General features: G+C 44.9%; 22 protein-coding genes. 14 read left to right on the forward strand and 8 right to left on the reverse strand.

Features of this window, described 5'->3' with window-relative positions:
- From QUB30_RS21425 to QUB30_RS21460, 8 genes are all read left to right on the forward strand, one after another.
- On the forward strand, positions 1–234 hold a 234-nt coding region (locus tag QUB30_RS21425), incomplete at its 5' end, for a response regulator (RefSeq protein ID WP_333337237.1).
- Between the two features lie 138 nt (positions 235–372).
- The gene (locus QUB30_RS21430) at positions 373–1,200 is read left to right on the forward strand and encodes a protein-glutamate O-methyltransferase CheR (protein ID WP_333337239.1); all 828 of its coding nucleotides are present in this window, start codon (positions 373–375) and stop codon (positions 1,198–1,200) included.
- On the forward strand, positions 1,154–1,879 hold the full coding sequence (locus QUB30_RS21435) for a chemotaxis protein CheB (protein ID WP_333337242.1): 726 nt from the start codon (positions 1,154–1,156) through the stop codon (positions 1,877–1,879). Before QUB30_RS21430 ends, QUB30_RS21435 begins: the two co-directional genes overlap by 47 nt.
- 7 nt (positions 1,880–1,886) lie before the next feature.
- Positions 1,887–3,989: a response regulator gene (locus tag QUB30_RS21440; RefSeq protein ID WP_333337244.1), complete on the forward strand. Its 2,103-nt coding sequence runs from the start codon at positions 1,887–1,889 to the stop codon at positions 3,987–3,989.
- 202 nt (positions 3,990–4,191) lie between these two features.
- On the forward strand, positions 4,192–5,019 hold the full coding sequence (gene map, locus QUB30_RS21445; RefSeq protein WP_333337246.1) for a type I methionyl aminopeptidase: 828 nt from the start codon (positions 4,192–4,194) through the stop codon (positions 5,017–5,019).
- Between the two features lie 205 nt (positions 5,020–5,224).
- Positions 5,225–5,917 (forward strand): response regulator transcription factor, encoded by a 693-nt coding sequence (locus QUB30_RS21450; RefSeq protein WP_333337248.1) that lies wholly within the window; start codon positions 5,225–5,227, stop codon positions 5,915–5,917.
- 595 nt (positions 5,918–6,512) lie between these two features.
- A complete protein-coding gene (locus QUB30_RS21455) occupies positions 6,513–6,872 on the forward strand; it encodes a hypothetical protein (protein ID WP_333337250.1) in 360 nt (119 codons plus the stop codon).
- 495 nt (positions 6,873–7,367) lie between these two features.
- Positions 7,368–12,554 carry an nSTAND1 domain-containing NTPase gene (locus QUB30_RS21460; protein ID WP_333337252.1) on the forward strand — a complete coding sequence of 1,729 codons (5,187 nt, stop codon included), beginning with the start codon at positions 7,368–7,370 and terminating at the stop codon, positions 12,552–12,554.
- A gap of 71 nt (positions 12,555–12,625) precedes the next feature.
- On the opposite strand, the gene QUB30_RS21465 is transcribed toward QUB30_RS21460, so the two are convergent.
- Both QUB30_RS21465 and QUB30_RS21470 read right to left on the reverse strand, forming a co-directional pair.
- Complete coding sequence (locus QUB30_RS21465; protein ID WP_332980082.1) at positions 12,626–12,898, reverse strand: type II toxin-antitoxin system RelE family toxin; 273 nt, start codon at positions 12,896–12,898, stop codon at positions 12,626–12,628.
- The gene (locus QUB30_RS21470) at positions 12,885–13,097 is read right to left on the reverse strand and encodes a hypothetical protein (protein WP_333337254.1); all 213 of its coding nucleotides are present in this window, start codon (positions 13,095–13,097) and stop codon (positions 12,885–12,887) included. The genes QUB30_RS21465 and QUB30_RS21470 overlap by 14 nt, the downstream gene beginning before the upstream one ends.
- A gap of 227 nt (positions 13,098–13,324) precedes the next feature.
- Here QUB30_RS21470 and QUB30_RS21475 point away from each other — a divergent pair, with 227 nt between their 5' ends.
- Positions 13,325–15,598, forward strand: coding sequence for an FdhF/YdeP family oxidoreductase (locus QUB30_RS21475; RefSeq protein ID WP_333337256.1), 2,274 nt, complete (start codon positions 13,325–13,327; stop codon positions 15,596–15,598).
- A 29-nt stretch (positions 15,599–15,627) separates the two neighbouring features.
- Here QUB30_RS21475 and QUB30_RS21480 read toward each other — a convergent pair whose 3' ends face one another.
- The 4 genes from QUB30_RS21480 to QUB30_RS21495 form a co-directional block, all read right to left on the reverse strand.
- Positions 15,628–17,232, reverse strand: a complete 1,605-nt coding sequence (locus QUB30_RS21480; RefSeq protein ID WP_333337258.1) for a M10 family metallopeptidase C-terminal domain-containing protein — start codon at positions 17,230–17,232, stop codon at positions 15,628–15,630.
- 167 nt (positions 17,233–17,399) lie between these two features.
- Positions 17,400–17,624 carry a hypothetical protein gene (locus QUB30_RS21485; protein ID WP_333337260.1) on the reverse strand — a complete coding sequence of 75 codons (225 nt, stop codon included), beginning with the start codon at positions 17,622–17,624 and terminating at the stop codon, positions 17,400–17,402.
- Between the two features lie 323 nt (positions 17,625–17,947).
- Entirely contained in the window at positions 17,948–18,109 is a 162-nt protein-coding gene (locus tag QUB30_RS21490) for a hypothetical protein (protein ID WP_333337262.1), read from the reverse strand.
- A 14-nt stretch (positions 18,110–18,123) separates the two neighbouring features.
- A complete protein-coding gene (locus QUB30_RS21495) occupies positions 18,124–18,495 on the reverse strand; it encodes a glycosyltransferase (protein ID WP_333337264.1) in 372 nt (123 codons plus the stop codon).
- 202 nt (positions 18,496–18,697) lie between these two features.
- Between QUB30_RS21495 and QUB30_RS21500 the strand changes: the two genes are divergently transcribed.
- From QUB30_RS21500 to QUB30_RS21510, 3 genes are all read left to right on the forward strand, one after another.
- Positions 18,698–18,823 carry a hypothetical protein gene (locus QUB30_RS21500; RefSeq protein WP_333337266.1) on the forward strand — a complete coding sequence of 42 codons (126 nt, stop codon included), beginning with the start codon at positions 18,698–18,700 and terminating at the stop codon, positions 18,821–18,823.
- A gap of 91 nt (positions 18,824–18,914) precedes the next feature.
- Complete coding sequence (locus QUB30_RS21505; protein ID WP_333337268.1) at positions 18,915–19,196, forward strand: hypothetical protein; 282 nt, start codon at positions 18,915–18,917, stop codon at positions 19,194–19,196.
- Positions 19,197–19,242: 46 nt separating this feature from the next.
- On the forward strand, positions 19,243–21,744 hold the full coding sequence (locus QUB30_RS21510; RefSeq protein ID WP_333337270.1) for a protein kinase domain-containing protein: 2,502 nt from the start codon (positions 19,243–19,245) through the stop codon (positions 21,742–21,744).
- A 222-nt stretch (positions 21,745–21,966) separates the two neighbouring features.
- Here the strand turns inward: QUB30_RS21510 and QUB30_RS21515 are convergent, their stop codons facing one another.
- Positions 21,967–23,379 carry a hypothetical protein gene (locus QUB30_RS21515; RefSeq protein ID WP_333337272.1) on the reverse strand — a complete coding sequence of 471 codons (1,413 nt, stop codon included), beginning with the start codon at positions 23,377–23,379 and terminating at the stop codon, positions 21,967–21,969.
- A gap of 77 nt (positions 23,380–23,456) precedes the next feature.
- On the opposite strand from QUB30_RS21515, the gene QUB30_RS21520 reads away from it, so the two are divergent.
- Positions 23,457–24,482 (forward strand): hypothetical protein, encoded by a 1,026-nt coding sequence (locus QUB30_RS21520; RefSeq protein WP_333337274.1) that lies wholly within the window; start codon positions 23,457–23,459, stop codon positions 24,480–24,482.
- Between the two features lie 613 nt (positions 24,483–25,095).
- Here the strand turns inward: QUB30_RS21520 and QUB30_RS21525 are convergent.
- Complete coding sequence (locus tag QUB30_RS21525; protein ID WP_333337276.1) at positions 25,096–25,419, reverse strand: TMEM14 family protein; 324 nt, start codon at positions 25,417–25,419, stop codon at positions 25,096–25,098.
- A 126-nt stretch (positions 25,420–25,545) separates the two neighbouring features.
- On the opposite strand from QUB30_RS21525, the gene QUB30_RS21530 reads away from it, so the two are divergent.
- Positions 25,546–26,850 (forward strand): ATP-binding protein, encoded by a 1,305-nt coding sequence (locus tag QUB30_RS21530; RefSeq protein WP_333337278.1) that lies wholly within the window; start codon positions 25,546–25,548, stop codon positions 26,848–26,850.
- Positions 26,851–26,908: the final 58 nt, after the last annotated feature.

The raw sequence follows: 26,908 nt of genomic DNA on the forward strand, positions 1-26,908 counted from the left end.
GACATAAATATTGTGTTGATGGACGTGATGATGCCAGAGATGGACGGTTACGAAACAATGCAAGCAATTCGTAATATTCCTCAATTCGCTTCGCTGCCAATGATTGCTCTTACGGCGAAAGCTATGAAGGGCGATCGGGAAAAATGTATCGAAGCTGGGGCGTCTGACTACATTACCAAACCTGTTGATACGGAACAGTTGCTCTCGCTGCTGCGTGTTTGGCTTTATCGATGAAAGAAGTCATTAGTCATTGGTCATTAGTCATTAGTCATTAGTTAGCAGTTAACAGTCAGCAGTCAACAGTCAGCAGTCAACAGTTAGCAGTCAACAGTTAACAATGCCCCATGCCCAATTCCCACTTACTAATTTAAAATGCCCGAAAGCCATGAACTTGAAACAATCGAAATTCAACTCCTACTAGAGGGGCTATTTCGCTATTACGGATTTGATTTTCGCAATTATGCTCTTGCCTCTCTCAAGCGTCGTATTTGGAACACTATTCGCTCGGAACGGCTCACCACTGTCTCTGGACTTCAAGAAAAGTTACTCCACAATCCTGCCTGCCTAGACCGTTTCCTGCTGGACATTTCTGTTAATGTAACGACGATGTTTCGCGATCCCAGCTTTTACATTAGTTTCAGAAATAAAGTGGTGCCGGTACTGCGTACTTATCCTTTTATTCGGATTTGGCACGCTGGATGTTCAACGGGAGAAGAAGTCTATTCTATGGCTATATTGCTGCAAGAAGAAGGGCTTTATAACCGCTGTCGGATTTACGCTACTGACATGAATGAATTAGTTTTGAAAACTGCAAAAAGTGGTATTTTTCCGCTGAAACAAATGCAAGAATATACGCAACTCTACCACCAAGCAGGGGGCAAAAAAGCATTTTCTGAGTATTACACTGCTGCCTATGAGAATGCTATGTTTGGCTCCTCACTTAAAGATAACATTGTCTTTGCTCACCACAACCTAGCAACGGATACTTCTTTTAATGAATTTAATGTGATTTTGTGCCGCAATGTGCTGATTTATTTCAATTCACAGCTCCAAGAGCGGGTACACAAGCTTTTTTATGAGAGCCTGGGAATGTTTGGAGTTTTAGGATTAGGACATCAGGAGTCTCTGACTTTTACACCTTATGAAAAACACTATGAAGCAATTGAAAGCAGTGATAAACTGTACCGGAGAATTAAATAAAAGAAATTTTGAAATAGTGGTTGTTGGCACGTCTTTGGGAGGGCTACAGGCTCTGACAGTCCTGCTGGCAGATTTACCGCAAAGCTTTCCTTTGCCTGTAGTTATTGTCCAACACCGCCATAAGAGTTCTCAGAATAGGCTTAGTGAGTTTTTACAATACCAAAGCTCTCTCCAAATCACAGAGGCAGAAGACAAAGAGCCGATCGCACCGGGACGGGTTTATTTGGCTCCTGCTGACTATCACTTGCTCATAGAATCGCCCGGAGAGTGGGAGCAGAGCACGTATGAAAAGGACTTGATAGGATGGGGGAGCGCGGCAGTGCAACCAATCCACAATTCAAAATCCCCAATCCTCTGTCGCGGAAGTTTTACATTTGCACTATCAACTGAGGCTCCTGTCTGCCACGCGCGGCCCTCTATCGATGTGCTGTTTGAGTCTGCTGCTGATGCTTTTGGGGAGAAAGTTATTGGCATAATTTTAACGGGAGCTAGTTCTGATGGCAGTGAAGGGCTGGCCAAAATTAAAGCTGAGGGAGGATTGACATTTGTCGAGGAACCGGCTTCGGCTCTATGCCGGACAATGCCCGCGTCCGCGATCGCAAATGTTGAAGTAGACTGGATTTTACCCCTAGCTCAAATCGCTCCGTGTTTAGTCAACTTGCTAAGAATTAAAGATTAAAAAATTTATGAATCTGCAGCGCCCCGATCGAGTAAATGTCCTTTTAGTTGACGATCGCCCAGAAAATTTGGTGGCTCTAGAAGCTATCCTCAACAGCCCCTCTTATAATCTAGTACAAGCAAATTCGGGCGCGGAGGCTCTGAGATGTCTGCTTAATGAAGATTTTGCGGTGATTTTACTTGATGTGCAGATGCCGGGAATGGATGGGTTTGAGACGGCAACATTGATTCGCTCTAGAGATCGATCGCGATCGACTCCGATTATTTTTATCACAGCATTCAGCAGTAATGACACCCATGTTTTTAAAGGTTATTCTCTAGGTGCGGTGGATTACCTCTTCAAACCATTGGAACCGGAAATATTGACATCGAAGGTGCAGGTATTTGTGGAATTGTTCCAAAAAACAGTCGAGGTGAAGCGGCAAGCAACAGAGTTAGCTGCTGTTAATAATGAACTAAGTAAAAGTGAAGAGCGGTTTCGCACTTTGTGTGCTTGTTCGCCGCTGGGAATTTACTTAGCTGACGTGGAAGGCCGCTGTACTTACATGAATCCCCGCTGTCAAGCCATTTCCGGGTTAATTTTGGAGGAAAGTTTGGCGTCAGTTTGGCAGCGGTTGGTTCATCCAGAAGATCGCGATCGCGTAGTAGCAGATTTGTTAGCTTGGATTAAAGAAGGTCAGGAATGTTCAAACGAGTTTCGATTAGCTTATAACGAAAGTGTGCGTTGGATTAACGTGCAGTCGTCGCCAATGTTTTCGGATTTGGGAAAACTGATCGGTCACGTTGGCACGGTTAGAGATGTCACAGACCGCAAGCAAGCAGAGGAAGAGCGGGGCAGGCTAATCCACGAGCAGGTGGCGCGGCAGGAAGCTGAGAGAGCTAACCAGATGAAGGATGAATTTCTCGCCATTCTCTCCCATGAACTCCGTACTCCTTTAAATGCAATTCTCGGCTGGTCTAGGCTGCTTCGTGCCAAAACATTTGACCTAGAAACTATTGATAAAGCCCTAGAAACAATTGAGCGCAATGCTAAATCTCAAGCGCAACTCATTGAAGATATTTTAGAGGTTTCGCGGATTCTGCGCGGAAAACTAAATTTAAATATGCGTCCAATTCAGTTGGAATATGTGATTGAGATGGCAATTGATTCTCTGCGACCGCTAGCTGAGACAAAATCAATTGTAATAGAATGGGAAGGCAGCCAAAATATCGGTAAAGTTCTAGGCGATAGCGATCGCTTGCAGCAAATTGTCGGGAATTTGCTTTCAAATGCGATTAAGTTTACTCCTGAAGAGGGTAAAGTAGAGGTGCGGTTGGAGTTAGTTGGCGACGAGGCCCAAATTCAGATAATTGATAGCGGAATTGGTATTGCTCCTGATTTTCTGCCTTATGTTTTCGATCGCTTCCGCCAAGCTGATAGCAGCACAACTAGGTCTTACGGGGGTTTGGGACTGGGATTGGCGATCGTCCGTCATTTGGTGGAACAGCACGGTGGTAAGGTTGACGCAGAGAATAATCCGGGCGAGGGTGCAAAATTTACGGTTTCTCTGCCAGTTGCTGAGAGAAACGGGCAAGGTGCAGGGGATGATTGGTCCCAACTCAATGACGCGCCAGAGGCCCTCCCAACTCTTGCTAATGTGGAATTGCTGGTGGTGGATGATGATGATGACACGCGGGAGTTTTTAGTTACTTTACTGGAACAGGAAGGAGCTATGGTGCGATCGGCGACATCGGTGGCCGGGGCTCTAGCTGCACTGGAGAGTTATTGGCCGGATGTGCTGCTGAGCGACATTGGAATGCCGCAAGCAGACGGCTATGAATTGATCGCGCGGGTGAGAGAAATGGAAGTGCTGCGGGGTGGAAAGATGCCTGCGATCGCCCTGACGGCCTACGCGAGAGAGGAAGAGCGCCAGCAAGCGCTGGAAGCTGGTTTCCAGATGCACTTATGTAAACCTGTTGAGATAACTCAGTTAATTGCAGGAGTTGCTAACCTCGCAGGAATCATCAGAAATCCAGTGAGGCTAAAACCTGTTGAATCATTCAACTTAGCTCCAAGGGACTCGGCGGTTGAAACCGCGTCCGGTCAAACGAAGTCTGCCTCCGCAGACTAAGATATGAAGGGATTCTCACGCACTCAAAACTATTTCTCTCCCCCCAATCCCGTGCCGATTACTGAGAAAAATATTAAGCTAGCTTAAAGGACAAGCGATCGACAGCTCGGACAAGACAGTCGTTTTGGCCTAAAAAGCCGGATATTTGCCGTTTTTTGCTTTTACCTGCCGTCTAAGTACAAAATTACCTGACAGTCAATACATGAATATTTTTAGCAGTCTGCTTTCTGGGCCAACTCAAGCACCCCAAGTCAAAAAACAGCGTCGAGGCATTGAAATTAAGTCGGAACGCGAAATCGAAATTATGCGGCAAGCAGCGAAAATCGTGGCAACGGTACTCAAAGAAATTTCCCAAATGGTGAAACCGGGAATGACTACTGCTGATTTGGATGCTTATGCCGAAAAACGCATCCGCGAAATGGGTGCAACTCCCAGTTTTAAAGGTTATCACGGTTTCACGGGCTCGATTTGCTCTAGCATTAATAACGAAGTTGTTCACGGCATCCCCAGTCCCAAAAAAGTAATTCGGGCCGGAGATGTTCTTAAAGTAGATACGGGGGCATATTACCAAGGTTTTCACGGCGATTCTTGCATCACGATCGCAGTTGTGGAGGTGACACCAGAATCGGCAAAATTAATTAGAGTTGCAGAAGAAGCTCTCTATAAAGGTATCGAACAAGTGAAGGCAGGAGCGTATTTGCTCGATCTGGCTGGTGCGATCGAAGATCATGTCAAAAGCAACGGTTTTAGCATCGTTGAGGAGTTTACCGGCCACGGTGTCGGGCGAAATTTGCACGAGGAACCGTCGGTTTTCAATTTCCGCACGCGGGAAATGCCGAACGTGAAATTGCGAGCGGGCATGACATTGGCGATCGAACCGATTCTGAATGCGGGTTCTAAGTACACTCGGACGCTTTCTGACAAGTGGACTGCTGTAACCGTTGACAATGCTATGTCGGCTCAGTTTGAACATACTGTGTTGGTGACGGAAACCGGCTATGAAATTTTGACCGATCGTTCAAAAATTTAAGTCGAAGGGTTCAACAATAATGTTGAGTTTTGAGTTTTGAGTTTTGAATTAAAGATTTAATAAGTTTTTAATCGTTAGATCAAAACACAACTCAAAACTCTAGAGTTTAAAAACAATTTTTTAAGTTCCTTCGATGGATGGAGTGACAATAAGACTTAAATGCGGCTAAATTAAAAAATAGTGGTAAAGCGTAAGGGTAACAACTATGTCAGCACGATTATTATTGGTAGATGATGAACCGGGCTTGCGGGAAGCAGTACAAGCTTATTTGGAAGATAGCGATTTTGCGGTTGAGGTTGCCAGTAATGCTCGGGATGGATGGGAACTCTTGCAGCAGACTAATCCCGATTTGGTGATTTCAGACATTATGATGCCGCAGGTGGACGGTTATCAGTTTCTCAAGCAAGTACGGGAAGACCCTCGCTATAAGGCTTTGCCGGTGGTATTTTTGACTGCTAAGGGGATGACTGGCGATCGCATTCAAGGCTATCAAGCAGGCTGCGATGCTTATCTTTCTAAGCCCTTCGATCCCGACGAGTTAGTAGCAATAGTAACCAATTTGCTGGCCCGTCGCGCGGCTGCTAAGGAGACGAGCGAAATTGCTGAAAGTCCCGATATTGCTGCTTTGACAAGCCAAATGGCAAGAATTGAGTCTTTGTTGAGCGGGCGGAGTTCGATCGCCCAAAGTCCTTCGCCGATTAAAATTGATTTGACTCCGCGAGAACAAAGTGTTTTGGATTTGGTTGCTCAAGGTTTGATGAATAAGGAAATTGCCCGCCGCTTGGAAACTAGCGTGCGTAATGTGGAAAAGTACGTCAGCCGTTTGTTTAGCAAGACGGGTACTAACAGCCGTACTGAGTTGGTTCGCTTCGCTCTCGAACACGGCTTGACGAAATAGGAGTCCTCTCGACTTGGCTGGAGGCTCTGCCTCGCCCAGCAGCGTTACCAGGCTCTTCCTGGTAACGAGAATTATGCAACAACTTAGAAATGTTAAGATATAAGTATTGACAGATATTCGGTGGCTGTGGTATGTCACATCAGCTTGCTGGTGGCAGCGCGGGAGTGCCAAAACTGGTGTGCGATCGAACTTCTCACCCACTTTGCTTTGAGTCTGAGATTAACACTCGCAAAGGCTGGGGAATTACTTAACGGGAAAACCTGACTGTTTAAGAGTTTTCACGTAGTAAATAGAAAGGCAAACACTTGACCGGATATGCTCCGTTAAGCAAACTTGCCGCGAAGAGTCACAGATAAGGTTATATCCTGTGGAAAAACAAGCCACTATTAATTAATGAATCTGCTCAAAAACGGATACTTGCGAACTACAGGAGTGGGAAGTAGCCCACAATTTTAGACCATAGTTAAAGCTCTCAGATTCATCTGTGGAGGAAATCTAAGATCTAAAATCTAAAATCGACTGACTGCGCAGGAAAGTAGCCGCAGATGTTGAATGTATAGCAGCACCAAAGTTTAGTTTATACCAGGAGGATAGCATGAGGAAAATCAGGGCGCGACAAACGATAAGTGCCATAGTAGCACTGCCGATCGTACTAATAGCCAATACCACTCAAGCTTTTGCCGCTGATACCGGTCAGAAAATAGATCCAATTAAGAAAGTTTCGGATTTTGGCGATGAGCTTGATTTTGATATTGGCGCACCAACAACAATCAGCATTGAAGAAAGCGAGGATTGGGATGAACCTGATTTTGCAGCTACTTTAGATATGGAGATTAGTAAATTTATGACAAATAATCTTCAAGCTGTAATTGATGAGCCGCCGCCGATAGTTTATCTCAGTGCGGCCAGGGGCCAGTCAACCCGGGAATGCCGGATTTCTGGAATATGCGAATAACTGAATCGGATTTGTTGTGCGATTTTGGCGATGGCTGGGAGTCCCGCAAACAAAGACTCTTTGGCTGGCTAGAATTGGACCAATTATCAAAATTTCAGTAAAATCCGGTTGATTTTGCTGGGAATATGCGAATAACAGAGTATGTATTTTTTTGGGTATGCTTTAATGCGATCGGCTAAAATAATAAGTATGCAGGCTGAAATAAACTTAACTAATTGATAGTTCCCAGTGATTGGAAATCGCCCACAAGGGCAGAAATAAAATTAATCATGTGATTGTTCGCTGTGATTAGCAAACGTAAAAACGGGTAAAAGTAAACTTAAAGCAACCGTCAAAACGGTTAGGACGTTCTTAATTGCACTTTCCCCTGCCGTCGATTCCTTCCATCCGTTACACCCGTTACATCCGTTACATCCGTTAAAAAATCCGTTGCCGAACTTCCTTTTTTCGGCAGTTGACAGCACCTATTCTGAGAAACTTTTTCAAATATTAATTATGATTAATTCGCATTGCCAGCAAGACACCGCAGCACAGCAAAACAAAAGTTCGCTGCAAACTCTCTCCCGCACTCTGAGAATGTCTCAGGGGCAATTTTCGCTGATTTTGGTACGGTGCAATTACAGTGCGATGAAAGAGCAAACTGCGCGGCAATTGCGGGAAGAGTCTGGGATCGAGATTCGAGAAATTGTCCTCCCGGCATCGGTTAAAACTCTTTACACGACGATAGAAACCGAACTTTCCGGCAGCCACCCGTCAGCTTTAATGGTGTTTGGATTGGAATCGGTAATTGCGATAGATCGGGTGCTGACTTCTACCAACTACGTGAGGGAAGAATTTCGGAATAATTTTCCCTTCCCGGTGGTGCTGTGGGTGACAGACAAAATCTTAAAAAAACTGATTCGGTTAGTAACAGATATCGAGACTTGGACGACCACTGTTGAATTTGTGATCGGCCCAGACGACTTGGTGGATTTCCTGGGCAAAAGTGCCGATCGCATTTTTTCCAACATTTTAGAAAGCGGTAATTGGCGTTTAACTAATTCTGCCATTCTCGGAGCCAATTCTTTGAGTGAATTAGAGTCAGCTAGCCAAGACTTGCAAACTTGCAACATCAGATTAGAACCAGCTATTGAAGCGAGTTTGCAATTTATTCGCGGTCGGCACGAATATGCTTGTCACCGTATCCCGGCTGCTCTGGAATTGTATCAAAAAAGTCTTAACTTTTGGAAGTATCAAGTACCATTTATTGGAACTAAAACAGAATTTAGCGATTTGTTATTTACCGTTCACCCGGCACCGGTATTAGTGGGAATTCTGCTATTCCACATCGGGCTTTGCTACCGCTTTCAAGCAGAACGAAACCGCAGCGGCAACCGTCCTTACTGGACAGAAGCTAAGAATTATTTTCAGGAATGTATTGATGTTTTAGAAGGCGCTGGACAGTCGGATGCCGTTGGTATATTTATTAATCAACTAGGCGAAGTATTGCAGCATTTAGAAGATTGGGATGCACTCTGGAATTTAGCTATCAAAGCTCGGAGGTTACATGAAAATATGGAAAATTCAGCAGTTAATTTGGCTCAAGATTACGGCTTTTTGGCTAGAGTAGCCTTAGAGCAGAAGAATTGGCAAGGAGCGAAAGAATGGGCTTTAGTCGCTCTAGACGTTCTCAACTCGAATTTAGAAGCGATCGCACAGGGAACGCCTGTAAAGTCGCAGCATCAAGGCTTGTATCTGTTAATTTTAGCAGAGGCCCAGAGTCAGTTGGGTGAGGTGCAGGAGGCGATCGCGCATTTAGAGCTTGCTCGCTCGGAAACCGAACCTTGCTACAACCCGCAACTGTATTTACGGGTTTTAGAAATGCTGCGATCGCTCTATTTTCAGCGGGGAGAATATCTCGAAGCATTTCAAATTAAGCAAGATTATCGAGCGGTGGAACACACCTATCGGTTCCGAGCTTTTATTGGAGCCGGAAAGTTGCAGCCGCACAGAGAAGCGATTAATTCCGTTGCCGAAACTATTGTCGGCGCTGCTATTATTGCTGACGAAATTACGGCTTCCGGCAGAGAACAAGACCTCAATCGCTTGATATATAGAATGAACAATACCCCAGACAAACTGACAGTAATTTACGGTCAGTCTGGAGTTGGTAAAAGTTCAATTGTCACCGGGGGATTAGTACCGGCTCTCAAACAAAAAAAAATAGAAATGCGCACTGTTTTGCCGATAGTGCTGCAAGTTTACAACAACTGGCCGCGGGAATTGACCAGACAGTTATCTGCTGGTAAAGCTGAAATATTCGAGCCGGAAATTTCCGAAGCAGTAACAGTAGATTTTCCCGTAGATTTTCCAGTAGAAGCAGGCACAGCCACGGGAAATCTTATTTCGGGATTACACGGTGGCTCGACTGGGAATAATCAGGATCAAAGGGAGCAGTCACAGCCAGTAAAATTAATCATACAGCAACAGGCGATCGAATACGAAAACATTATCAAAGAGCTGCAAAGAAATTCCGAACATTTAGTGACTGTTCTGATATTTGACCAATTTGAAGAATTTTTTTTCGTGTGGAAAGAGCCAGCGGAAAGACAAATATTTTTTGATTTTTTGCGGGAATGCTTGAAAATAAAATATTTAAAAGTCGTCCTGTGTTTGCGGGAAGATTACCTGCACTATTTGCTGGAATTTTCCCGACCCAAAAACCAGACAGGATTCGTTAAAAATGATATTTTGGAGGACATTCTCAGCAAAAACATTCTGTTTTATTTGGGAAATTTTTCGCTGGGCGATGCGCGATCGGTAATTCGCACTTTAACTGAGCGAGCGCAGTTTTACTTAGAACCGGAGCTGATCGAAGAATTAGTCAAAGATTTAGCTGGAGAATTGGGAGAAGTCCGCCCGATCGAACTACAACTTGTCGGCGCTCAACTGCAACAAGAGAACATTAGAACTTTAACTCAATATCAGGAACTTGGCAACAATCCGCAACAAAAATTAGTCGAAAGGTTTCTCGAAGAAGTAATCAAAGATTGCGGGCCGGAAAATGAAGTGGCCGCGCGCCGAGTTTTGTATTTGCTGACAGATGAAGATGAAATACGTCCCCTAAAAACTCGCGCCGAATTAGCCTCTAATTTAGCGACATTTGCTGAAGCTGACAAATTAGATTTAGTATTAGAACTGTTAGTAAACTCTGGTTTAGTTTTTCGCTGGACAGAACTGCCAGCAGAGCTTTATCAGCTCGTTCACGATTATTTAGTTAGCTTCATTCGCCAGCAGCAAGAATTAGATAAAAAGGCAGAATTTGAGGAACTGCGAAAGCAAAACCAAATTAACCGAGATGAAATTGAACAAATTCGCAAAGACAGAGAGCAAGATGCTTTGCTGTCGGAAGCTAGAGACAAACAGTACCAAGCGGAAGCTCAACTTTACCAAACTCGGAGATGGCAATTGCAGGCGGCGGTTGTAGGAGTGCTTGTACTCGCAGGTGTTTCGGGGATGGCATTCGAGCAAGCAAAATTAGCAGAAAGCGCACGGCAGGAAGCAGAAACCAGTCGGACTGATGCCCTAAATTCGGCGTCGGAAGCTTTGGTGCTTTCTAATGAAAAAAACCAATTAGGAGTGTTGGGAAATAGTATCAAAATTGGTCGTGATTCTCTGAAAAGTACAGCGCTGCCTGCGGACACTAAAACTCAAATTGCAGAAAGACTCAGACAAGCAGTTTCCGGGGTGCAAGAACGCAACCGTTTCGACCAGCACAGCAAGTTTGTTTTGGATGTGAGTGTCAGTCCAGACGGCAATTCAGTTGCTTCGGCAAGTGCTGACAAAACTGTTAAATTGTGGAGCAAAGAAGGTAAGTTATTAAAAACTTTCAATCATCCCGATAGCGTGACGAGTGTTAGTTTTAGTCCCGATGGGAAAACGATCGCTACTGGTTGTGCCGATCGCACAATTAGAATTTGGCAAGTAGATAACGACAAAAGTGCGATTGGCATTTTATCCGGCCACCGCGATATCGTCACCAGCGTCAGTTTCAGTCCCGACGGCAAAACCCTAGCTTCCGCCAGTCACGACAACACCGTCAAAATCTGGAACCTTGCGAACAAAAAATTGCTGCAAACCTTAACCGGACACAAAGACTGGGTGCTCGGCGTCAGTTTCAGTCCCGACGGGCAAACAATTGCCTCAGCAAGTGTTGACAAAACTGTAAAACTTTGGAACCGAGAAAGTAAAACCCAGAAATTTAAAATTAATCCCAAAACATTAACCAAGCATTCTGGCATTGTTTACAGCGTTAAGTTCAGTCCAAACAGTCGAGAACTCGTCTCAGCAAGTGCCGACACCACAGCCAAAGTTTGGAACCGAAATGGTGAGGAAATCAGAACTCTCAAAGGACACAACGACGAAGTTGTCAGCGCGAGTTTCAGTCGCGATGGCGAAAAAATTGTCACCGGCAGTGCAGACGATACGGTGAAAGTTTGGAGTCGCAGCGGCACTTTGCTCAACACTTTTCGAGGACATCAAGACGACGTGAGGGCAGTGAGTTTCAGCGGCGACGGCACTATTGCTTCCGCAAGTAAGGACAAAATAGTGAAACTTTGGCAACCAGACAGCACTCCGCTGAATAAGATTTTATCGGGACACGGAGACTGGGTTTACAAAGTCAGTTTTAGTGCTGATGGCAAAACAATTGCTTCTGCTAGCGGGGACAAAACAGTGAGACTTTGGCACACTGACGGCAGTTTATTCAAAACCTTAGAAGGTCACAAGGATTCTGTTACCTGGGTGAGCATTTCGCCTGATGATAAAATTGTTGCTTCGGCCAGCGATGACAAAACGGTGAAAGTCTGGAATTTAAACGGGAAACTGTTAGATACTCTCAGCCACAGCGGCATTGTCAGAAGCGTGAGTTTTAGTCCAGACGGAAAGATAATTGCCGCCGCCAATGCCGATCGCAAATTGTACCTCTGGCGCTGGAACGGTGCTAAAGCAACTTTGCTTGCAAAACTCGATCACACCAATCCAGTAATTAGCGTTAGCTTCAGTCCCGACGGCAAAACTATTGCTACTGCTACCGCTGCTGAGGACAATGCAAGCGGAAAGAAAAAGGCTTTTGAAATTACCGGAGAAAAGAGAGTTTACCTCTGGCAATTTAACGGTTCGTCGGCGAAAATTCTGAAAACTCTCGACCACCGGGACAGCGTTAAAAATGTTAGTTTCAGTCCCGACGGGAAGACTATTGCTGCTGCTTGCGCTGACAAAAAAGTTTACTTGTGGGGGTTTGATGGAAAGGTGGCGAATTTAACTGAAAAACTCGACCACACCGATACTGTAGAAAGCGTGAGTTTTAGTCCCGACGGCAAATTGATTGCGGCGGCGAGTGGGGGAAATACTGTTAAACTGTGGGATTTTGACGGCAAGAAGGCGCTGCTATCGAAGACTTTGGAGTCGAGCGATCGCGTGTTGAGCGTTACTTTTAGTTCTGACAGCAAAACTCTGGCTTTTGCTAGTAGGGATAGGACTGTAATTCTGTTGCCTGTGGAGAATTTGGAACTAAATAATATCATTGCTCGCAGTTGCGAGTGGTTGGGAGATTATTTGCAGAATGACCCGAATGTTGCTGAGGGCGATCGGCTGCTTTGTCTTGGATTTGGGAAACAGGCGTTAAATAAGGGGAAGCGGTGAAATTGACAGCGGTAAGTTGCGGGCTGCACACCCTACATAATTATATTTTGCTAATTCTAATCAACATAATTTTATGGAAAAATTCTGTATATGTCTCGGCGGTGCGCTACTCGCTGACAAATTAAAGTTTTTGTCGGTGCATCAACTGTGAGTCCAATACGGTAGTCACCAACACGAATTTTATATTTATCTGGATAACCTTTCATTTTTTCCAGATATCCTAATGCAAAGGGATTGTCTGATTCTAAGAATTGAAAAACTATAGGTTCTATCCTACTTCTAATTTCAGCAGGTAAAGCAGCTAGTTCTTTGAGGAACCGATTTGTATATTCAACTTGCCACATTATTTTGTTTGATTGAGTTATAATACTTTAGTGCTTGTTCTTTTGATAATCTCTCATCACCTTCAGTTTCTTCTATAAGTTTAGTCAGACCATAGTTTTCCAAAATCTCCTCGATTTTCTCAAATTGTTCAAGGGGGATTTGAACAGCAATCGGCTGCTGATTTTCGTCGATTACATAACTTTTATGTAGTTCTAGCATTTTGTAGTCTTTATATCTGAGTATATAAATTATTATAATAGATACATTTTTTTTGTCAAGAGGCCATCGCGTCTGCCTGTCGAGTTGCTCAACCGATAGGTTAAACAAATCTATCTACTGGCTAATTGTGTTGGCAGTAAAATTGCGCTAAAATTCGACTGACAAGCTTAACCTTTTTGGCAATTCCCCACCGAATTAACCAGCAATCAAAACCCGAGGTAAACCGCATGGAAACCAATTCCCAAAATGTCCAACCAATCCCGCCCTTCAACGAGACAAACGAGGAAACACCAGAGATAGGTGGCGGTTTGCCCGTAATAGAATATTGGGCAGAACATACATTGTCCCCGGAAGGGCCGAAACTTTGGAAAACTTTGCTGCACAAAAGTGCTTGTTTGTCCTGTTCTTGGGGTACTGGCGGGCAGAAAGGAGGTTTTACAAATGAAGAGGGCGAAAAACTTCAGCGGTGCATGAAAAGCGTCGAAGCAATCTCCGCTGAAATCAAGCCCGCTATCTCAACTCAATTTTTTGAAAAGTATAGTATTGCAGAACTTCAGCAATTAACTTCAATGGAAGCCGACAGGTTGGGAAGGCTGAGTTTTCCGATGATTTTGCGGGCTGGTTCATCTCATTACGATCGCATTTCTTGGCAAGAAGTTTATCAAATTGCCGAAGCTGCGTTTCGCAAAACCCCCGAACGAGTCGCATCCTACAGTTCCGGTCGCTCTTCCAACGAAGCGGCTTTTCTGCTGCAATTGATGATGCGGGCGATGGGTTCCAATAACTTAGCAGATTGTTCCGATCTCTGCCACGCTCCCTCGACAACCGGCTTAAGCGAAATGTTTGCCACCCGCACTTCGGTAGTGAGTCTAGAAAACTTGAAGCAAGCAGATTGCGTCGTGCTCGCGGGCAGCAATTCTTCCTACAACCATCCCCGCTTGATGAACGAATTGATTAAAATTCGCGACAAAGGCGGTAAAATAATTGTAATCAATCCGGTGAGGGAAATCGGGTTAGTCAAGTTTGGTTCTCCGGCATTTCCTGTCAAGTCGCTCATCCCCGGTTCCGATATTTCATCGCTCTACTTGCAACCAATTCCCGGTAGCGATACGGCGCTATTTGTCGGAATTCAAAAGTCTGTAATCGAACAAGGATTGCTGGACGAAAAATACTTGCAAGCCTATACAGAAGGCTGGGAAGCAGTAGTCCAGCACGCCCGCGAAACCGATTGGGAAACTATTACTAAAACCTGCGGAGTTTCCCAAGCAGAAATTGAGGCAGCAGCCAAAATCATCGGCACTTCAAAGCGAGTTGTATTCGGTTGGGCGATGGGAATTACCCAACACGGTAACGGTGTAGATAACGTTTTCAGCATCGCCAATACAGCCTTGATGACAGGAAATGTCGGCAAAGAAGGGGCGGGATTAATGCCAGTCAGAGGACACTCAAACGTCCAAGGATTCGGCTCTATGGGCGTCACTGTCAAGCTGAAAAAAGAAATTCAACAAGCTTTAGAAAAGTTATTGAATCGTCCCCTCAGCTCTGTTAAGGGTTACGAAACTCGATCGCTCATTGAAGCAGCAGATGCAGGCAAAGTCGATACGCTGATCTGTCTCGGCGGCAACTTGTATGGGGCAAATCCAGATTCAAATCAGGCAAAAGGGGCTTTAGGTAAAATTGAAACTATTATTTACCTCGCAACTAAACCGAATTTAGGGCATTTTAGCGGATTGGCAAAACACAATACCATTGTGATTCCTGTACTGAATCGCTTTGAAAATCCCCATAAAACAACGGTGGAATCTGGCAATAATTTTGTGCGTTTAAATGATGAGGGCGAAACTCATCTCCAAAATTCGGATTTGATTCCTGAAGTTTATTTTTTGACCGAATTAGCCAGCAGAATTCACGGCGATTTTCCCGTTGATTGGCGCAAACTTCAAGACACAAAATACGTTCGGCAATTGATTGCGCAAACGATTCCCGGCTATGAAAAAATAGCGACAATTGATGAAACCCAAGAGGAATTTACCATCGGCGGTCGCATTTTTACAGAACCTAAGTTCCCTACAGAGTCTGGGAAAGCGAAGATGTTTGTCGCGCCTTTACCTAAGCTGAAATTACCGGAAGCGAAAGAGTTTGGAGTATCGGAATCAACACAGGGTATTGTTGTGGCATTGATGACGGGACGCAGCTATTCTCAGCATAATACTGTCGTCTACAAAATTGATGACAAATACCGGGGAATGCCGCACCGCAACTGCATTTTGATGAACCGCGCGGATGCAGAAAGCGCGGGTTTGCAAGAACATCAGCGCGTGACGGTGCAGGGAAATGTTGGCAAAATGGAAAATGTCGAGGTGATTTACGGGGCGGTTCGTGAGGGTGCTGCTTTGATGTTTTATCCGGAAGTTAATGTGATTTTTCACCCGGAGATTGAAAAGCGATCGGGCACGCCTGCTTACAAGCGCGTACCTGCTTTTGTTTATGCGGAAAGGTAAAAACAGAATACTACAGATACCTGCTTTCTTCAAGAATTGGGGGATGTAAACAACGTACTTGAAGTAATTAAAAAATCAGATTGCCCGATCGAACTTAACGCTATTCCCGGTAACAGCGCCAAGACTTGTCCGGTGCTGCCGATCCGAATTTCAGTATCGTTGCCTGAAGGTACGATCGACAGTTGCTCGAATCTCAAACCATCAACTAACACTAACAAATCCACACCATCAGCAAAATCAACAATCGTATCGGTACCCCCACCCAGCTCCAACACAATGCCATCGATACCGACACCGGTGATAATAGTATCGTTTCCCCGACCGCCCCGCAGCAAATCCGCCCCGCCCCCGCCAGTTAACACATCCATGCCTTTGTCGCCGTAAATATAGTCACCGCCTTCGCCACCGTCCAAACTATCGCTTTGCCGCCCCCCACTAACCGTGTCGTTCCCCGCACTGCCTAGAATACTGTTAGCTAATTCATTTCCAAGTACCTGGTCCTTCCCGGGCGAACCTACCAGATTTTCGATATCCGCGCCAAAAGCAATGTACGTGCCAAAGGTTTCAGTTGTATAAACCCGATCTCGATCGGCACCTAGCGCCACCTGCGAAGGTTGTAAATAGTAGCCCAGATATCCCAGAGCGCTCTTTGCCGTCAGCGGCTTACCCTGATTCATGTCCAAAGAATAAACGTTGTTGGCAGGCAGTGCCGAAAAGTCCAAAGTATCGCTGCCTCCGCCGTCCCAGATAGTTTGAACTGTATTGAAATTACTGCTGTCGAATTTGTAAACATTATTGTCACCGTTAAAATCGCTGCGGGCGCCGTAGAGATACTGCAATGCCCGGATGTCATAAGCCATCAAACTCCGGGGATTTTCGCCGTTGGGATCGCTAAATCTGGAATATGCGGCATTGTAGGACATGATCGTATTTCTCGTATTGTCCTTGTCAAACGGAAGATACGGAGCGTCTCCGGCGTTTCCTGTTAAGCCGCTGCCGGAGCCGTTGTAGTTGCCGGGGTGCTTCAAACCCATCGCGTGAGCGATTTCGTGAATTAAAGTATAGTAGCCAAAACTGCCGGGGCCTGAGGAAAAAGCTTTTGCCGGATCGTTTTCATAGAGCTTTTGGAGGTGGATGGCGCCCGCGCGCAACTGACCCGGATAACCACTGTAGGCATAGCCGTCAGCACCCGGCCCGTCAGAAAACATAATTCTGATGTTGCTTTGGGCCGAGTCTGGAACTTCTACAAAGTTGAGCGGCAAGACTGTGGCATAATTGTCCCGCAAGATTTGGCGGACATTCTGTTTGATGCGATCGTTAACTTCCTCAATATTGGTTTCGTTTCTGGATGCAAAATAACTGGCCGCGCTGTCAGCAGTCACAAAACTGTAGGTGATGGTGCCGCCGGGAGCGACGTTCCATTTGGCTGGCTGTCCGGAGTTTGCTCTACTTCTTGCCAGCAGACCATCAATATCGTTAGAGTTGCTGAAGGCGGAAGCTTGAGCGGCCGATCGTTCGGCGCTGGAATCTGAGGTTTGAGCGCGGCTGCTACAGATCGGGCAGCTATGTTTTGAAGCACCTTGCAACAAATCTGAATTGTTATTAGTTAAATCACTCAGAGTGTAAACAGACATGAGGTTCCTTCCAATTCGAGGCAAGAGGATGTTGATTAATATTATTAAATAAACAGATATGAAAGTCAATTCATAAAAATCATGACTTTGAAGTCATAAAAATCCTATTATAAATAAATGTTGCCCACAAACGATCGGTTGTCACGAATGATTTGAGCTTGCTGCTATTAACTCTTAATTTGCAAAGCTCTACCCCGCCAAGTCCATCCCCAACCTGTTTCAGTTTTAATCGCAGAGGCGATCGGCATCGCCGCCACTAACGCACCTCCCAAACCTCCTAACCACCAGTATTTCGTCGGACATTCAGAAATCTCGGCACCCAAGCGGCGCAAATTGTAATGCTGCCAAATTACAATTATGGATAAACAGATAGTTAACCAGGTAATTGGCAATTGGTAATTGGTAATTGGTAATTGTCAGAATTTCTGTGAAGTCGCCGTTAGCCAGCAAAATAGCTAATGCCAACCAGGGCATAGGATAAAGAAATAACATAATTGCAGCCATGTAAACCATCAAGCCCCAACTGCGGTTAGCGCCGAGATACAGATTTTTTTTCCGGCCTTCCCACAATGCGTTACAAGACCGATACATCCGCACGGATGCCAAATTTGAACCGGAATAAAGTCCGTGCTTTAAAGCCGCACGTTTGATGCGTCTGGCTAATTCCCCATCTTCCACAATGGGAGCCGGTAACTGCCTGGTTAACGCCGATTTTTTAGTAAGCAGATCGCCTAAATAACATGAATCGGCTACCTGCAAAAGCGCTGTCTGTTGTCGGATCGCTGACTGCGGTGAAGTCGTAGCAAACTGCTAGGTGATTGAACATTATCGGCTGCACCAACCACTGGGCAAAACATTCGCAAACCAGCGCTGGCATACAGGTGAACAAGTCTATTTTCTCGGTTTCGGCTGTTGCAATAGCGGTTTCGATTGTTTTAGGCGGGGGTCGTTGAGATGCTGTTGCAGGGTTTGGCCGATCGCCTTGGTGTCGTCTGTCGATCGATGGTCTACAATTAAAACTTCTAAGTTGTCCACAGACAGCGGTGTACTCTCCAAAAGGGCGATCGCGCAATCCCGAATTTTATCGGCTTCGTTGTATGCTGGTACGATTACCGAAACTTTAGGAAACTGCGCGACGGACTCCGGTGACAGCTTGACCGAACTTTTGTCGGTTCGAGGCGCATTTTTGACCGATAGACGCAAATTCTTAGTGTAAGCTCTACTTACAATGAGAGAAAAAATTAGCAGGGTTAACAATATCAAAGCGAACTGACCTCAAAATTTAGGTGCACAAATTGTCTCCTTAAATATTAAAAAATATTAAAACAAAAAGCTAGTCGATCGCCCGAAAAGTTATTTTGACCGCCTCTTTTGCTATAATTTGTGAGCATCTTTCGGCTCGGTCGCAGCGAGGGGCAAGACCCCTCACCTAGTCAGCGACCGAAAAGCCGAGGATAGATATCAGTTGTCAGAGGATATTGCAATGGGCGAATTTGTGACAGTCGATGTGTTGGCGGACGGGATAGCGATAGTTGGTGCTTTGGGTTTTTTATTTTTGGGATATCAAGCTTTGCAGATGTTGAAAAGATAAAGTATGTCAGAACTGAGATGTTGCACCATTGTCAAGAACGGGCTCTCCGGCCCGTTCCACAAAGAATGAGTTTTCTTGTGGAACAGGCATCTTGCCTGTTCCTAAACAAGTAATTGAGAATGGTGCAATATCTCAGTCAGAAGTCAGAAGTCAGAACTCAGAAGGAAAGAAGTCCGATGGAAGTCGTCCGATGGAAGTCGTCCGATGGAAGTCGGAAGAAGGAAAGAAAGAAGAAGGAAAGAAAGAAGAAGGAAAGAAACAACTATTCCGCATACCCAATGCCCAGTTTTGCCAATGCCCAATGCCCAGTTTTGCCAATGCCCAGGAACACCTCATTTACATGAAAAAGGCTATACAAGTGACCCAACAGTGAAACTGTTTCTTGCGAAAATCAACCAAAAAAAGGCTGCGTTATTATCATGGTGAGCCAACTTTTAGATGGACGCTATCAAATCATTGAAGTCATAGAAACAGGAGAATTTGGACAAACCTATCTGGCCAAAGATATTCGCCGTCCGGGCGAACCGCAGTGCTTTGTCAAGCACCTGCGTCCCGGTACCAGCGAACCGAAATTAATTAATACTACGCGCCGTCTTTTTCAAAAAGAAGCAGAAGTTCTAGAAAAGCTCGGTCAACACGACCAAATTCCTCAGTTATTCGCTTACTTTGAAGAAAATGAAGAATTTTTCTTAGTTGAATCCTTTGTTGCCGGTCACTCGCTATCAACCGAAATTGTACCGGGCAAACCTCTAACAGAAGAAAAAATGATTGCTTTGCTGAAGGAACTGTTAGAAATTTTAGTGTTTGTACACGGACAGGGAGTAATTCACCGAGATATTAAACCGGCAAATTTAATCCGCCGCTATTCAGACAACAAGTTAGTTTTGATTGACTTTGGGTCGGTGAAAGAAATTCACATCGCTCAAAGACAAGCGCCGGTAACGGTGCGGATTGGCACGCTGGAATATATGCCCATCGAACAATTTCAATACAACCCGCAACTCAACAGCGATATCTACGCTTTGGGAATGATTGGTATCCAAGCAATGACGGGTTTGCCCGCTTACGATTTGCCGAAACTGCGGGATTTGAAAAATTCTAATAAAGGCGAAATTGTTTGGCGGCATTTAGCAGCGTGTTCCCAAGCGCTGGCAGATGTTTTGGACAATATGGTGCGCTACGATTTTCGGGAGAGGTACCAGTCGGCGGCGGAAGCTTTAGCCGATTTGAGGAAAATTGGCGATCGCTCCCGGGCGCGGATTCCCAAGCTGACAATATATCGCGAAGAAGTCGATCGGCGCAGTAGCAGCCGGGGTGAAATTACAGTCGTCGGTCGGAGAATATTAGAAGAATTGCGCGTCAGTTTGGAATTGTTGCCAGAAGAAGCAGAGGCGCTCGAAGATGAGGTATTGAACCCTTACCGCAAATACAGGGAAAAAGGCGAACGCTACGAACAATCGCTGCAAGAAGCAATGCAGCAAGAATATCCGTTTTCTCTGGAAACTCGCGACGAGTTAAAACGTTTGCAGCAAGTTTTAGGACTTACCGACGAAGATGCCGCGAGAATCGAAGAATTAGTCGTTCCTAAATCTTTATTCGCTAAATTGTACAAGGCGATCTCCACAGTTTTGGAGGGACACCGCAACCTCAATGGGCCACCAGCCAGCAGCGCCACTGAACTGGGGTTGCAGGCAAGTCCGGCGGTATCCCCGCAGGTAAATCTGAACGGAAAAACCGATGTGTCGATCGCGATGGCAGCAACGATTGTCCCCAAAGAAACTCGCAAATTCAATCCTTATCTCGCCGGGGCAACAATTGCGGCTCTCTTAGCTGCGATCGGCGGAATTTACGGATATCTCAAGTTGCAAGAATGGCAGCAGCGAGTGCAGCAAGAATCCCAACAGCTCAATCAAATTGAAGCTCTTTATAAAGCCAGCAATTATGAAGGCTGCATCAGCCAAATACCAACAATTCCCAACACTTCCAGCAGCTATGCGTCAGCTCAAAACATACAGGAACAGTGCCAAGCAGGTCTGCGGTGGAAGAACGCTAAAGTCAAAAATTTCGCTCAGCATTCAGATGCAGTTGGGTCTGTTGCTTTCAGTCCAGACGGCTTAATGTTAGCCAGCGGCTCTAAAGACAAAACCATCCAAATTTGGGATTTAGCTACAGGCAAGTCGATCCGCACTTTTCCAGGAGATTCCTCCACCATTTGGTCGGTTGCGTTTGACTCAAACGGTACGAGACTTGCGACTGGAACAGGTTTTTGGAGAGTCATGCTGTGGGATTTGAAAACAGGGCAAGCGATTCGCAGTCTCGACCACACTGCTTCTGTTTGGTCTGTCGCTCTCAGCCCCGACGGACAGCTCGTGGCTAGCGGCAGCGGAGACAAAACCACAAAGATTTCAGATGCAGCAACTGGCAGTTTGATTCAGAATTTGCCAGACCATACAGATTTTGTTTATTCTGTTGCTTTCACTCCAGATGGAAAAAGTTTGGTTAGCGCTTCTAAGGATAAAAAAATTACAATTGTTGATGTAGCAACGGGGAGGTTGCTAAAAACTCTTGAGGGACACGGCGACCCGGTGAGGTCAATTGCTATTAGCCCGGACGGCAAGACAATTGTTAGCGGTTCCTACGATGAAACTATTAAAATCTGGAATCTCGAAAGTGGAGATTTAATTCGCTCTATCAAGGGACATTCTGACGATATTGTCTCGGTTGCTATCAGCCCGGACGGGAACTTTATTGCCAGCGGGAGCAAGGATAAAACTATTAAAATTTGGGATTTTGCTACCGGAGAATTGCTGAATACTTTGACGGGACATTCTGATGAGGTTTATGTGGTGACTTTTAGTCCTGACGGCACAACTATTGCTAGCGGTTCTAAAGACAATACTATTAAGTTGTGGCTGAGGTAATACCATTTTAGATTTTAGATTTTAGATTTTAGATTGGAATGACGGGAGCATCTCATATTTGTAAAAACACTTCTTCTGGCTCCTGCCTCCTGCCTCAAAACTGAGATTTCTAGCTTGGCTGCTTTCATTGAGATGCTCCGGTAATGACTTACTGCATAATGGTTTGGAGCTTCCCTACAGTTGCATCCTTTTGAGGAACTGGTGTAATTAGTCATCGGTCATTTAATTGCTGTAATTAAGCTCGTTTTTTAAGGCTTTGGGAAAGTGCCGAGAAGGTGTTTGTAATTCGTCCTCAGTTGGATAATTTTCATTTGAGTCGTCTCGGATTTGAAAAAAGTAGTAAAGGTTAGCCACAGTTAAATCGGATATTTCTTGCCAATTCGAGGTAGCTAAAGCTTGATAGCCCGTAGCGATCGCCTGCTGGCTGACATAAAATTCGTATCTCCGGCGGATTTCCGGCTTCAGGGCGAAGGCTAGCTGGTCGCGCAAGGATAAAAAGTGAGACTTTTGCTTTAAAGTTTCATAAAGTGAAACTTCCGCAGCTAATACCGCGAATTTAGTGTGCACGCTGCTTTTTAAATTATCGCCGTGGAGTTGATCTAAACTAGCTAATTGGTGCTGCTCTTTTCGAGACAAAGTTTGCATCCAATCAACCTCATTTTGCCAAAATTCTATTACACTTAAATCATGACCGAGAATCCTAGTAACTTCGGGAAATAAAAAATCTAGTTCTGATTCCGATTGACATTCTTTAACAACACTTAGAAGATCTTGACGAATTTTTGAGTGGAGTTCGAGCAGGCGATCGCTCACCGTATCGTAGGCCCGCTGCAACTGCAACGTGACGCCGATCGCCTGCTCGATCGCCCAAACACATTCCCTTTGCCGGAGTTGTCCGGCAGAACACAGCCCCTCCAACAAACTGGGATTGTCATAAATTTTTAAAGCCTCAAACAGCATATTCCGCCCGCTATTAATTTCGGAATTCCGAAGTTTTAAATCGGGCACTGTCAGGGCTGACTGGCAGCGTTTGACAGCTTTAGAAAAAATATCGTAACCGTTAACCAATTTCTGGCGGTGCATTTCAAAACTTGAGTCGTGAGCCACCTTAAAAATCTGCTGGATCACCTCTACTCCCCTATCTTTGAGGATGTGTCTGAGATCGATAAACCCGTCTTTAATTTTTAGTTTCTGGTGCTTTGCCTCTTCTCTAATTTTTAATACTTGGTTGAGGTTTACTGCTGACAAAACTGTACTCGATACAGCGCCAATACCCATGACTGCTGCAGTTGCTTGCATCACTGCCAAATTAATTTTCAGACAGTTAAGCATTCTGTATATTTTTTGAAACCCCTGATGAGTTTGAGCAACCTGCAACGGCGCTACTGTCACGTACACGGGAGCTACCAGCGGCTGTACGGGGCCGCCTCCGGCTAACTGTGCGAGCAATCCTATAACTCCGCGATCGCATAAAGTTCTACTTGTTGATTGATAAAAGATTTTTGCGATCTCCACAAACTCCCCTGTCACCGGATCTCTAGCTGCCGGGAGCAATTTTCCTGTTTTGGCTGCAGGCTGTACGAGGTTGCCACTATTGAGTCGCGCCTGAGTTGCAGGGGTGAATATATAATCCATGTTGTGGCTCAGTTTCCATTCAAAAAGGCAGATGTTTTGTATTGTATGCTGTTTAGGGAAACGAGAGATGAAAGGAAATGAATGAGTATCTCAAGGCATTCCAGGCTATTACCCAGTTTAGCGATCGATTGTTGGCAGACGAATATCAATCCGTGGAGATTAAACAGTCAGCTACCCAACTCAGTTTAGATGTGGAACCTTGTATTGAGGAAATTAAGCAATCTGCCATCAGACTCAAGGGGTTACTTCAGGTATGTTTCAAAGATGTATCTCAGGCTGAGGATGTCTGGAATAGCAAGCCGAGAATTGCTGGAGCATCTCCTGTTGATGTCTGGGAGCAAATTGGCGAACTAAGCGGATGCGATGTGAGAATTCGCAGTTTAGGAAAACAGGGCAAATATGATGCTGTTGTTAAAGTTCGCCAATCGTGGATCGACAAGACAACAAAGTTAAAAAATCAGTGGTTTTTGTGGGATAAAAACCATCAACTATTTCAAAAAGATATTATCGGTTTTTTTGAGAAAGATAATTTGCACAAAGAGTTGCGAAATGAAGTTGATTCCCAGGCAGAACGAGTGATTTTGATTGTGGAAAATGAACTAAATTTAATTTTTAAAGAATTACAATCTATTGATATAGAAAAAATTGAATTTTGTATTGAATGCTTCGACCTTAAGAGTCAATCGAGATTTAGAGAGCGAGTGCAATCCCTAGGCGGAGAGATTGTCTCGAAGTTTACGGAGCCACTGAAATATTTGCCGCCTTCTTATATGAAGACTTTTAAAGAAACGCTGAAAGAGCCTGTAGAAACTCTGGTTCACAAAAGCAAGATGGGAATCAGTTTGCTAGATTTTGAAGCATCTTGTAAAGTGATTGGGTCAATCATGGATAATTTGATTTTAGAAATTTTTGAGGAGCGCATGAGACTGGCAATTCAAACTGTTGAAAAAGCGATGAGGTTCTACAATGATTTTTTAGAGAAGCAGGCGCGGTACCAGCAAGAAACAGCCCAACAGCGAGCTGCGGAAAAAGATTGGAGGGAATACCAACGGCAGCAACTCATGGAAGTTCAGCAATATATTGATGCAGTCATCAATCATTAGTCATTGGTCATTAGTCATGGATATTTAATAAGCGGTAATTGATGTTTTAACTGCTAACTAATGACTCCTAATTGCTGAATTTACCCAAACAGTTCTTACGCAGAACCTCTATATTTAGGGTGCGCAGCGACCCACCTTAGCGCTTAGTAATTAGTAATTGGTAATGCAGGCTGATACCAAATCCGCCTTTAATATTCCTTGATTATTTAGTTTCTCGCTCGCTCGGAAGATAGGCAAATGTAGTGGCGGTTTTAACCGCAGAATCTGATAATTATACCAATTATTAAAAGTCGCATATCCCCACAGCGGACACGGCATTGCTGTGTCCCTACTCGCGTACTTGTCAGAAGTGGTATAAGTCATGAAAATAAAAATATTAGACTTGAGTTCAACCTACCACTCAAGGTTGGGGAGTCAATCTAAAATCTAAAATCTAAAATCTAAAATCTAAAATCTAAAATCGAATTACCAGACAGGGCATTGCCGTGTCCATACTGAATTTTCAAAATTAGTATAAGTCATGAAAATAAAAAAATTAGACTTTAGTTCAAGCTCCCAGTAAAGGCTGTGGAATTAATCTAAAATCTAAAATCTAAAATCTAAAATTGACTGACTATTGATATTGACCGCTGAGTTCGTAAACGATCGCGCCCAAAGACGCTAAGCTAGCTAAAATTAGCATTCCTGCCGGCATGAATTTTTGAGTTTTAACAAGGCGCACAATAAAAACTATTACTAAAACAGCGGAGATGGCTGCTGCTAATGTTAAACCCCAACTTTGTCCCATGAGTTGTGCGGTGCCGGCAAAAATTAGCAGCGAACCGCTAATCAAGCCCGAAATGAGCGAGGCTTGGCTTTTGGCCTTGATATAACCCATGATGCCGCCAACCAGTGTTAAAATGCCGTAGCCGATCGCCGCTGATGTCCCTAAATTCATTTTTAATCCTCCCGATTTCACTCTTTGCATCTAAATTTATACAGCGAGACCTGCAATTGCGGTCACAAATTGTTAGAAAATTTATTAAAGCCAGTCAGGATATGTAACTGTTATACAATTGCCATTATGTCAGCCCTAACTTCTGGTGCGATCGCCCAAATCCGTTACCTCCAGCGCCAAGCGGCATCTCTGCTGCTGTACCAATCAGTTCTCAAAAGCCCCGCAGGTCAAGCTTTTCTCGATTTGCTGCAAGCCCTCCACCACAGCGAAGTCAGCGGTTTGGAATGTCAGGTAGCTTACGGGAACTGGTTCAAAGTTCAGGCTGCTAAAAATCTGAGCTGGAAAGATTCTCTGATCGCCGAAATTCTCAAAGACGAAAACCCCTTTTCTCGCCGAGCACAGCAAACAGATTTTGCAAGTTTGCCCCCCGCGTTGGTGGAGGCAGCCCGACATGATTTACAAGTGCTGCAAAATATTTACGAATGCAGCAGCGAACAGTTGAGCAAGTGGGTGCGGGTAGCGGGTCAACTTGACGCAGTGCCTCCGATTTGGCATTCAGAAACTGTAGCAGAACAGGGAGATTTGCCTCTGCACGGAAAACTGGAAAAATGGTCGAGCGCTGCGGAATCTTTAGCCGTTTATTACCGACAGTTTGGCACGGGTTTGTTTGCCGAATATCGCGCTTTTGCGTGGCGGGGAGGGCAGTTTGCGAGTATTTCACATCCCGATCGCATAACTTTAAAAGAGTTGGTTTGCTGCGATTGGCAGCGGGATGCTCTGGTGAAAAATACGGAGTTTTTGCTAGCAGGTTATCCGGCTTTGCACGTATTGCTGTACGGGAGCCGCGGTTCCGGTAAGTCTTCTTTGGTGAAGTCGCTATTAAATGAGTTTGGATCTCGCAATCTGCGCTTGATTGAAGTATCTAAATCGGATTTGCAAGATTTGCCGCTAATTGTCGAGCAGTTGCGGGGAGTTCCTCAAAAGTTTATTATTTTTGTGGATGACCTTTCTTTTGAGGAAGATGACGATGCTTTTAAAGCTCTGAAAGTTGTCTTGGAAGGAAATGTCACTGCCCGCTCTCAAAATGTAGTAGTTTACGCCACATCTAACCGCAGGCATTTAATTCGAGAGTTTTTTGACGACAGGCCTCGCCCCCGCGATGGAGACGAGGTTCACGCTTGGGATACTGTGCAGGAAAAACTTTCATTTAGCGATCGATTTGGCTTGACTTTAACTTTTGAACCGGCCGATCAAAACACTTATTTAACAATTGTCCGACATCTGGCAGAACTTGCTGGAATTAAACTCGCTCCCGATGATTTGGAACACCGCGCTAAAGAATGGGCAACTCGCCGCAACGGGCGATCGGGCAGGACTGCGCGGCAGTTTGTTGATTTCCTGAAAGCAGATTTAGCCATTTCTGACAAGTAGAGCGGCGGCGCTGGGAGGGCGGGTTTTACCTGAGATATGGGAAGGTAATTCAGGATAT

Source organism: Microcoleus sp. BROC3, assembly GCF_036702515.1.
Classification (GTDB): Bacteria; Cyanobacteriota; Cyanobacteriia; order Cyanobacteriales; family Microcoleaceae; genus Microcoleus.

What these genes read in the sequence shown, in the direction of transcription:
- QUB30_RS21475 (WP_333337256.1), top strand. Translation starts at nt 13,325, where the DNA reads ATGGAAACCAATTCCCAAAATGTCCAACCAATCCCGCCCTTCAACGAG.
- QUB30_RS21490 (WP_333337262.1), bottom strand. Translation starts at nt 18,109, where the DNA reads ATGCCAGCGCTGGTTTGCGAATGTTTTGCCCAGTGGTTGGTGCAGCCG.
- QUB30_RS21470 (WP_333337254.1), bottom strand. Translation starts at nt 13,097, where the DNA reads ATGCTAGAACTACATAAAAGTTATGTAATCGACGAAAATCAGCAGCCG.
- QUB30_RS21520 (WP_333337274.1), top strand. Translation starts at nt 23,457, where the DNA reads ATGAATGAGTATCTCAAGGCATTCCAGGCTATTACCCAGTTTAGCGAT.
- QUB30_RS21480 (WP_333337258.1), bottom strand. Translation starts at nt 17,232, where the DNA reads ATGTCTGTTTACACTCTGAGTGATTTAACTAATAACAATTCAGATTTG.
- QUB30_RS21510 (WP_333337270.1), top strand. Translation starts at nt 19,243, where the DNA reads ATGGTGAGCCAACTTTTAGATGGACGCTATCAAATCATTGAAGTCATA.
- QUB30_RS21530 (WP_333337278.1), top strand. Translation starts at nt 25,546, where the DNA reads ATGTCAGCCCTAACTTCTGGTGCGATCGCCCAAATCCGTTACCTCCAG.
- QUB30_RS21525 (WP_333337276.1), bottom strand. Translation starts at nt 25,419, where the DNA reads ATGAATTTAGGGACATCAGCGGCGATCGGCTACGGCATTTTAACACTG.
- QUB30_RS21435 (WP_333337242.1), top strand. Translation starts at nt 1,154, where the DNA reads ATGAAGCAATTGAAAGCAGTGATAAACTGTACCGGAGAATTAAATAAA.
- QUB30_RS21455 (WP_333337250.1), top strand. Translation starts at nt 6,513, where the DNA reads ATGAGGAAAATCAGGGCGCGACAAACGATAAGTGCCATAGTAGCACTG.
- QUB30_RS21460 (WP_333337252.1), top strand. Translation starts at nt 7,368, where the DNA reads ATGATTAATTCGCATTGCCAGCAAGACACCGCAGCACAGCAAAACAAA.
- QUB30_RS21440 (WP_333337244.1), top strand. Translation starts at nt 1,887, where the DNA reads ATGAATCTGCAGCGCCCCGATCGAGTAAATGTCCTTTTAGTTGACGAT.
- QUB30_RS21465 (WP_332980082.1), bottom strand. Translation starts at nt 12,898, where the DNA reads ATGTGGCAAGTTGAATATACAAATCGGTTCCTCAAAGAACTAGCTGCT.
- map (WP_333337246.1), top strand. Translation starts at nt 4,192, where the DNA reads ATGAATATTTTTAGCAGTCTGCTTTCTGGGCCAACTCAAGCACCCCAA.
- QUB30_RS21515 (WP_333337272.1), bottom strand. Translation starts at nt 23,379, where the DNA reads ATGGATTATATATTCACCCCTGCAACTCAGGCGCGACTCAATAGTGGC.
- QUB30_RS21450 (WP_333337248.1), top strand. Translation starts at nt 5,225, where the DNA reads ATGTCAGCACGATTATTATTGGTAGATGATGAACCGGGCTTGCGGGAA.
- QUB30_RS21430 (WP_333337239.1), top strand. Translation starts at nt 373, where the DNA reads ATGCCCGAAAGCCATGAACTTGAAACAATCGAAATTCAACTCCTACTA.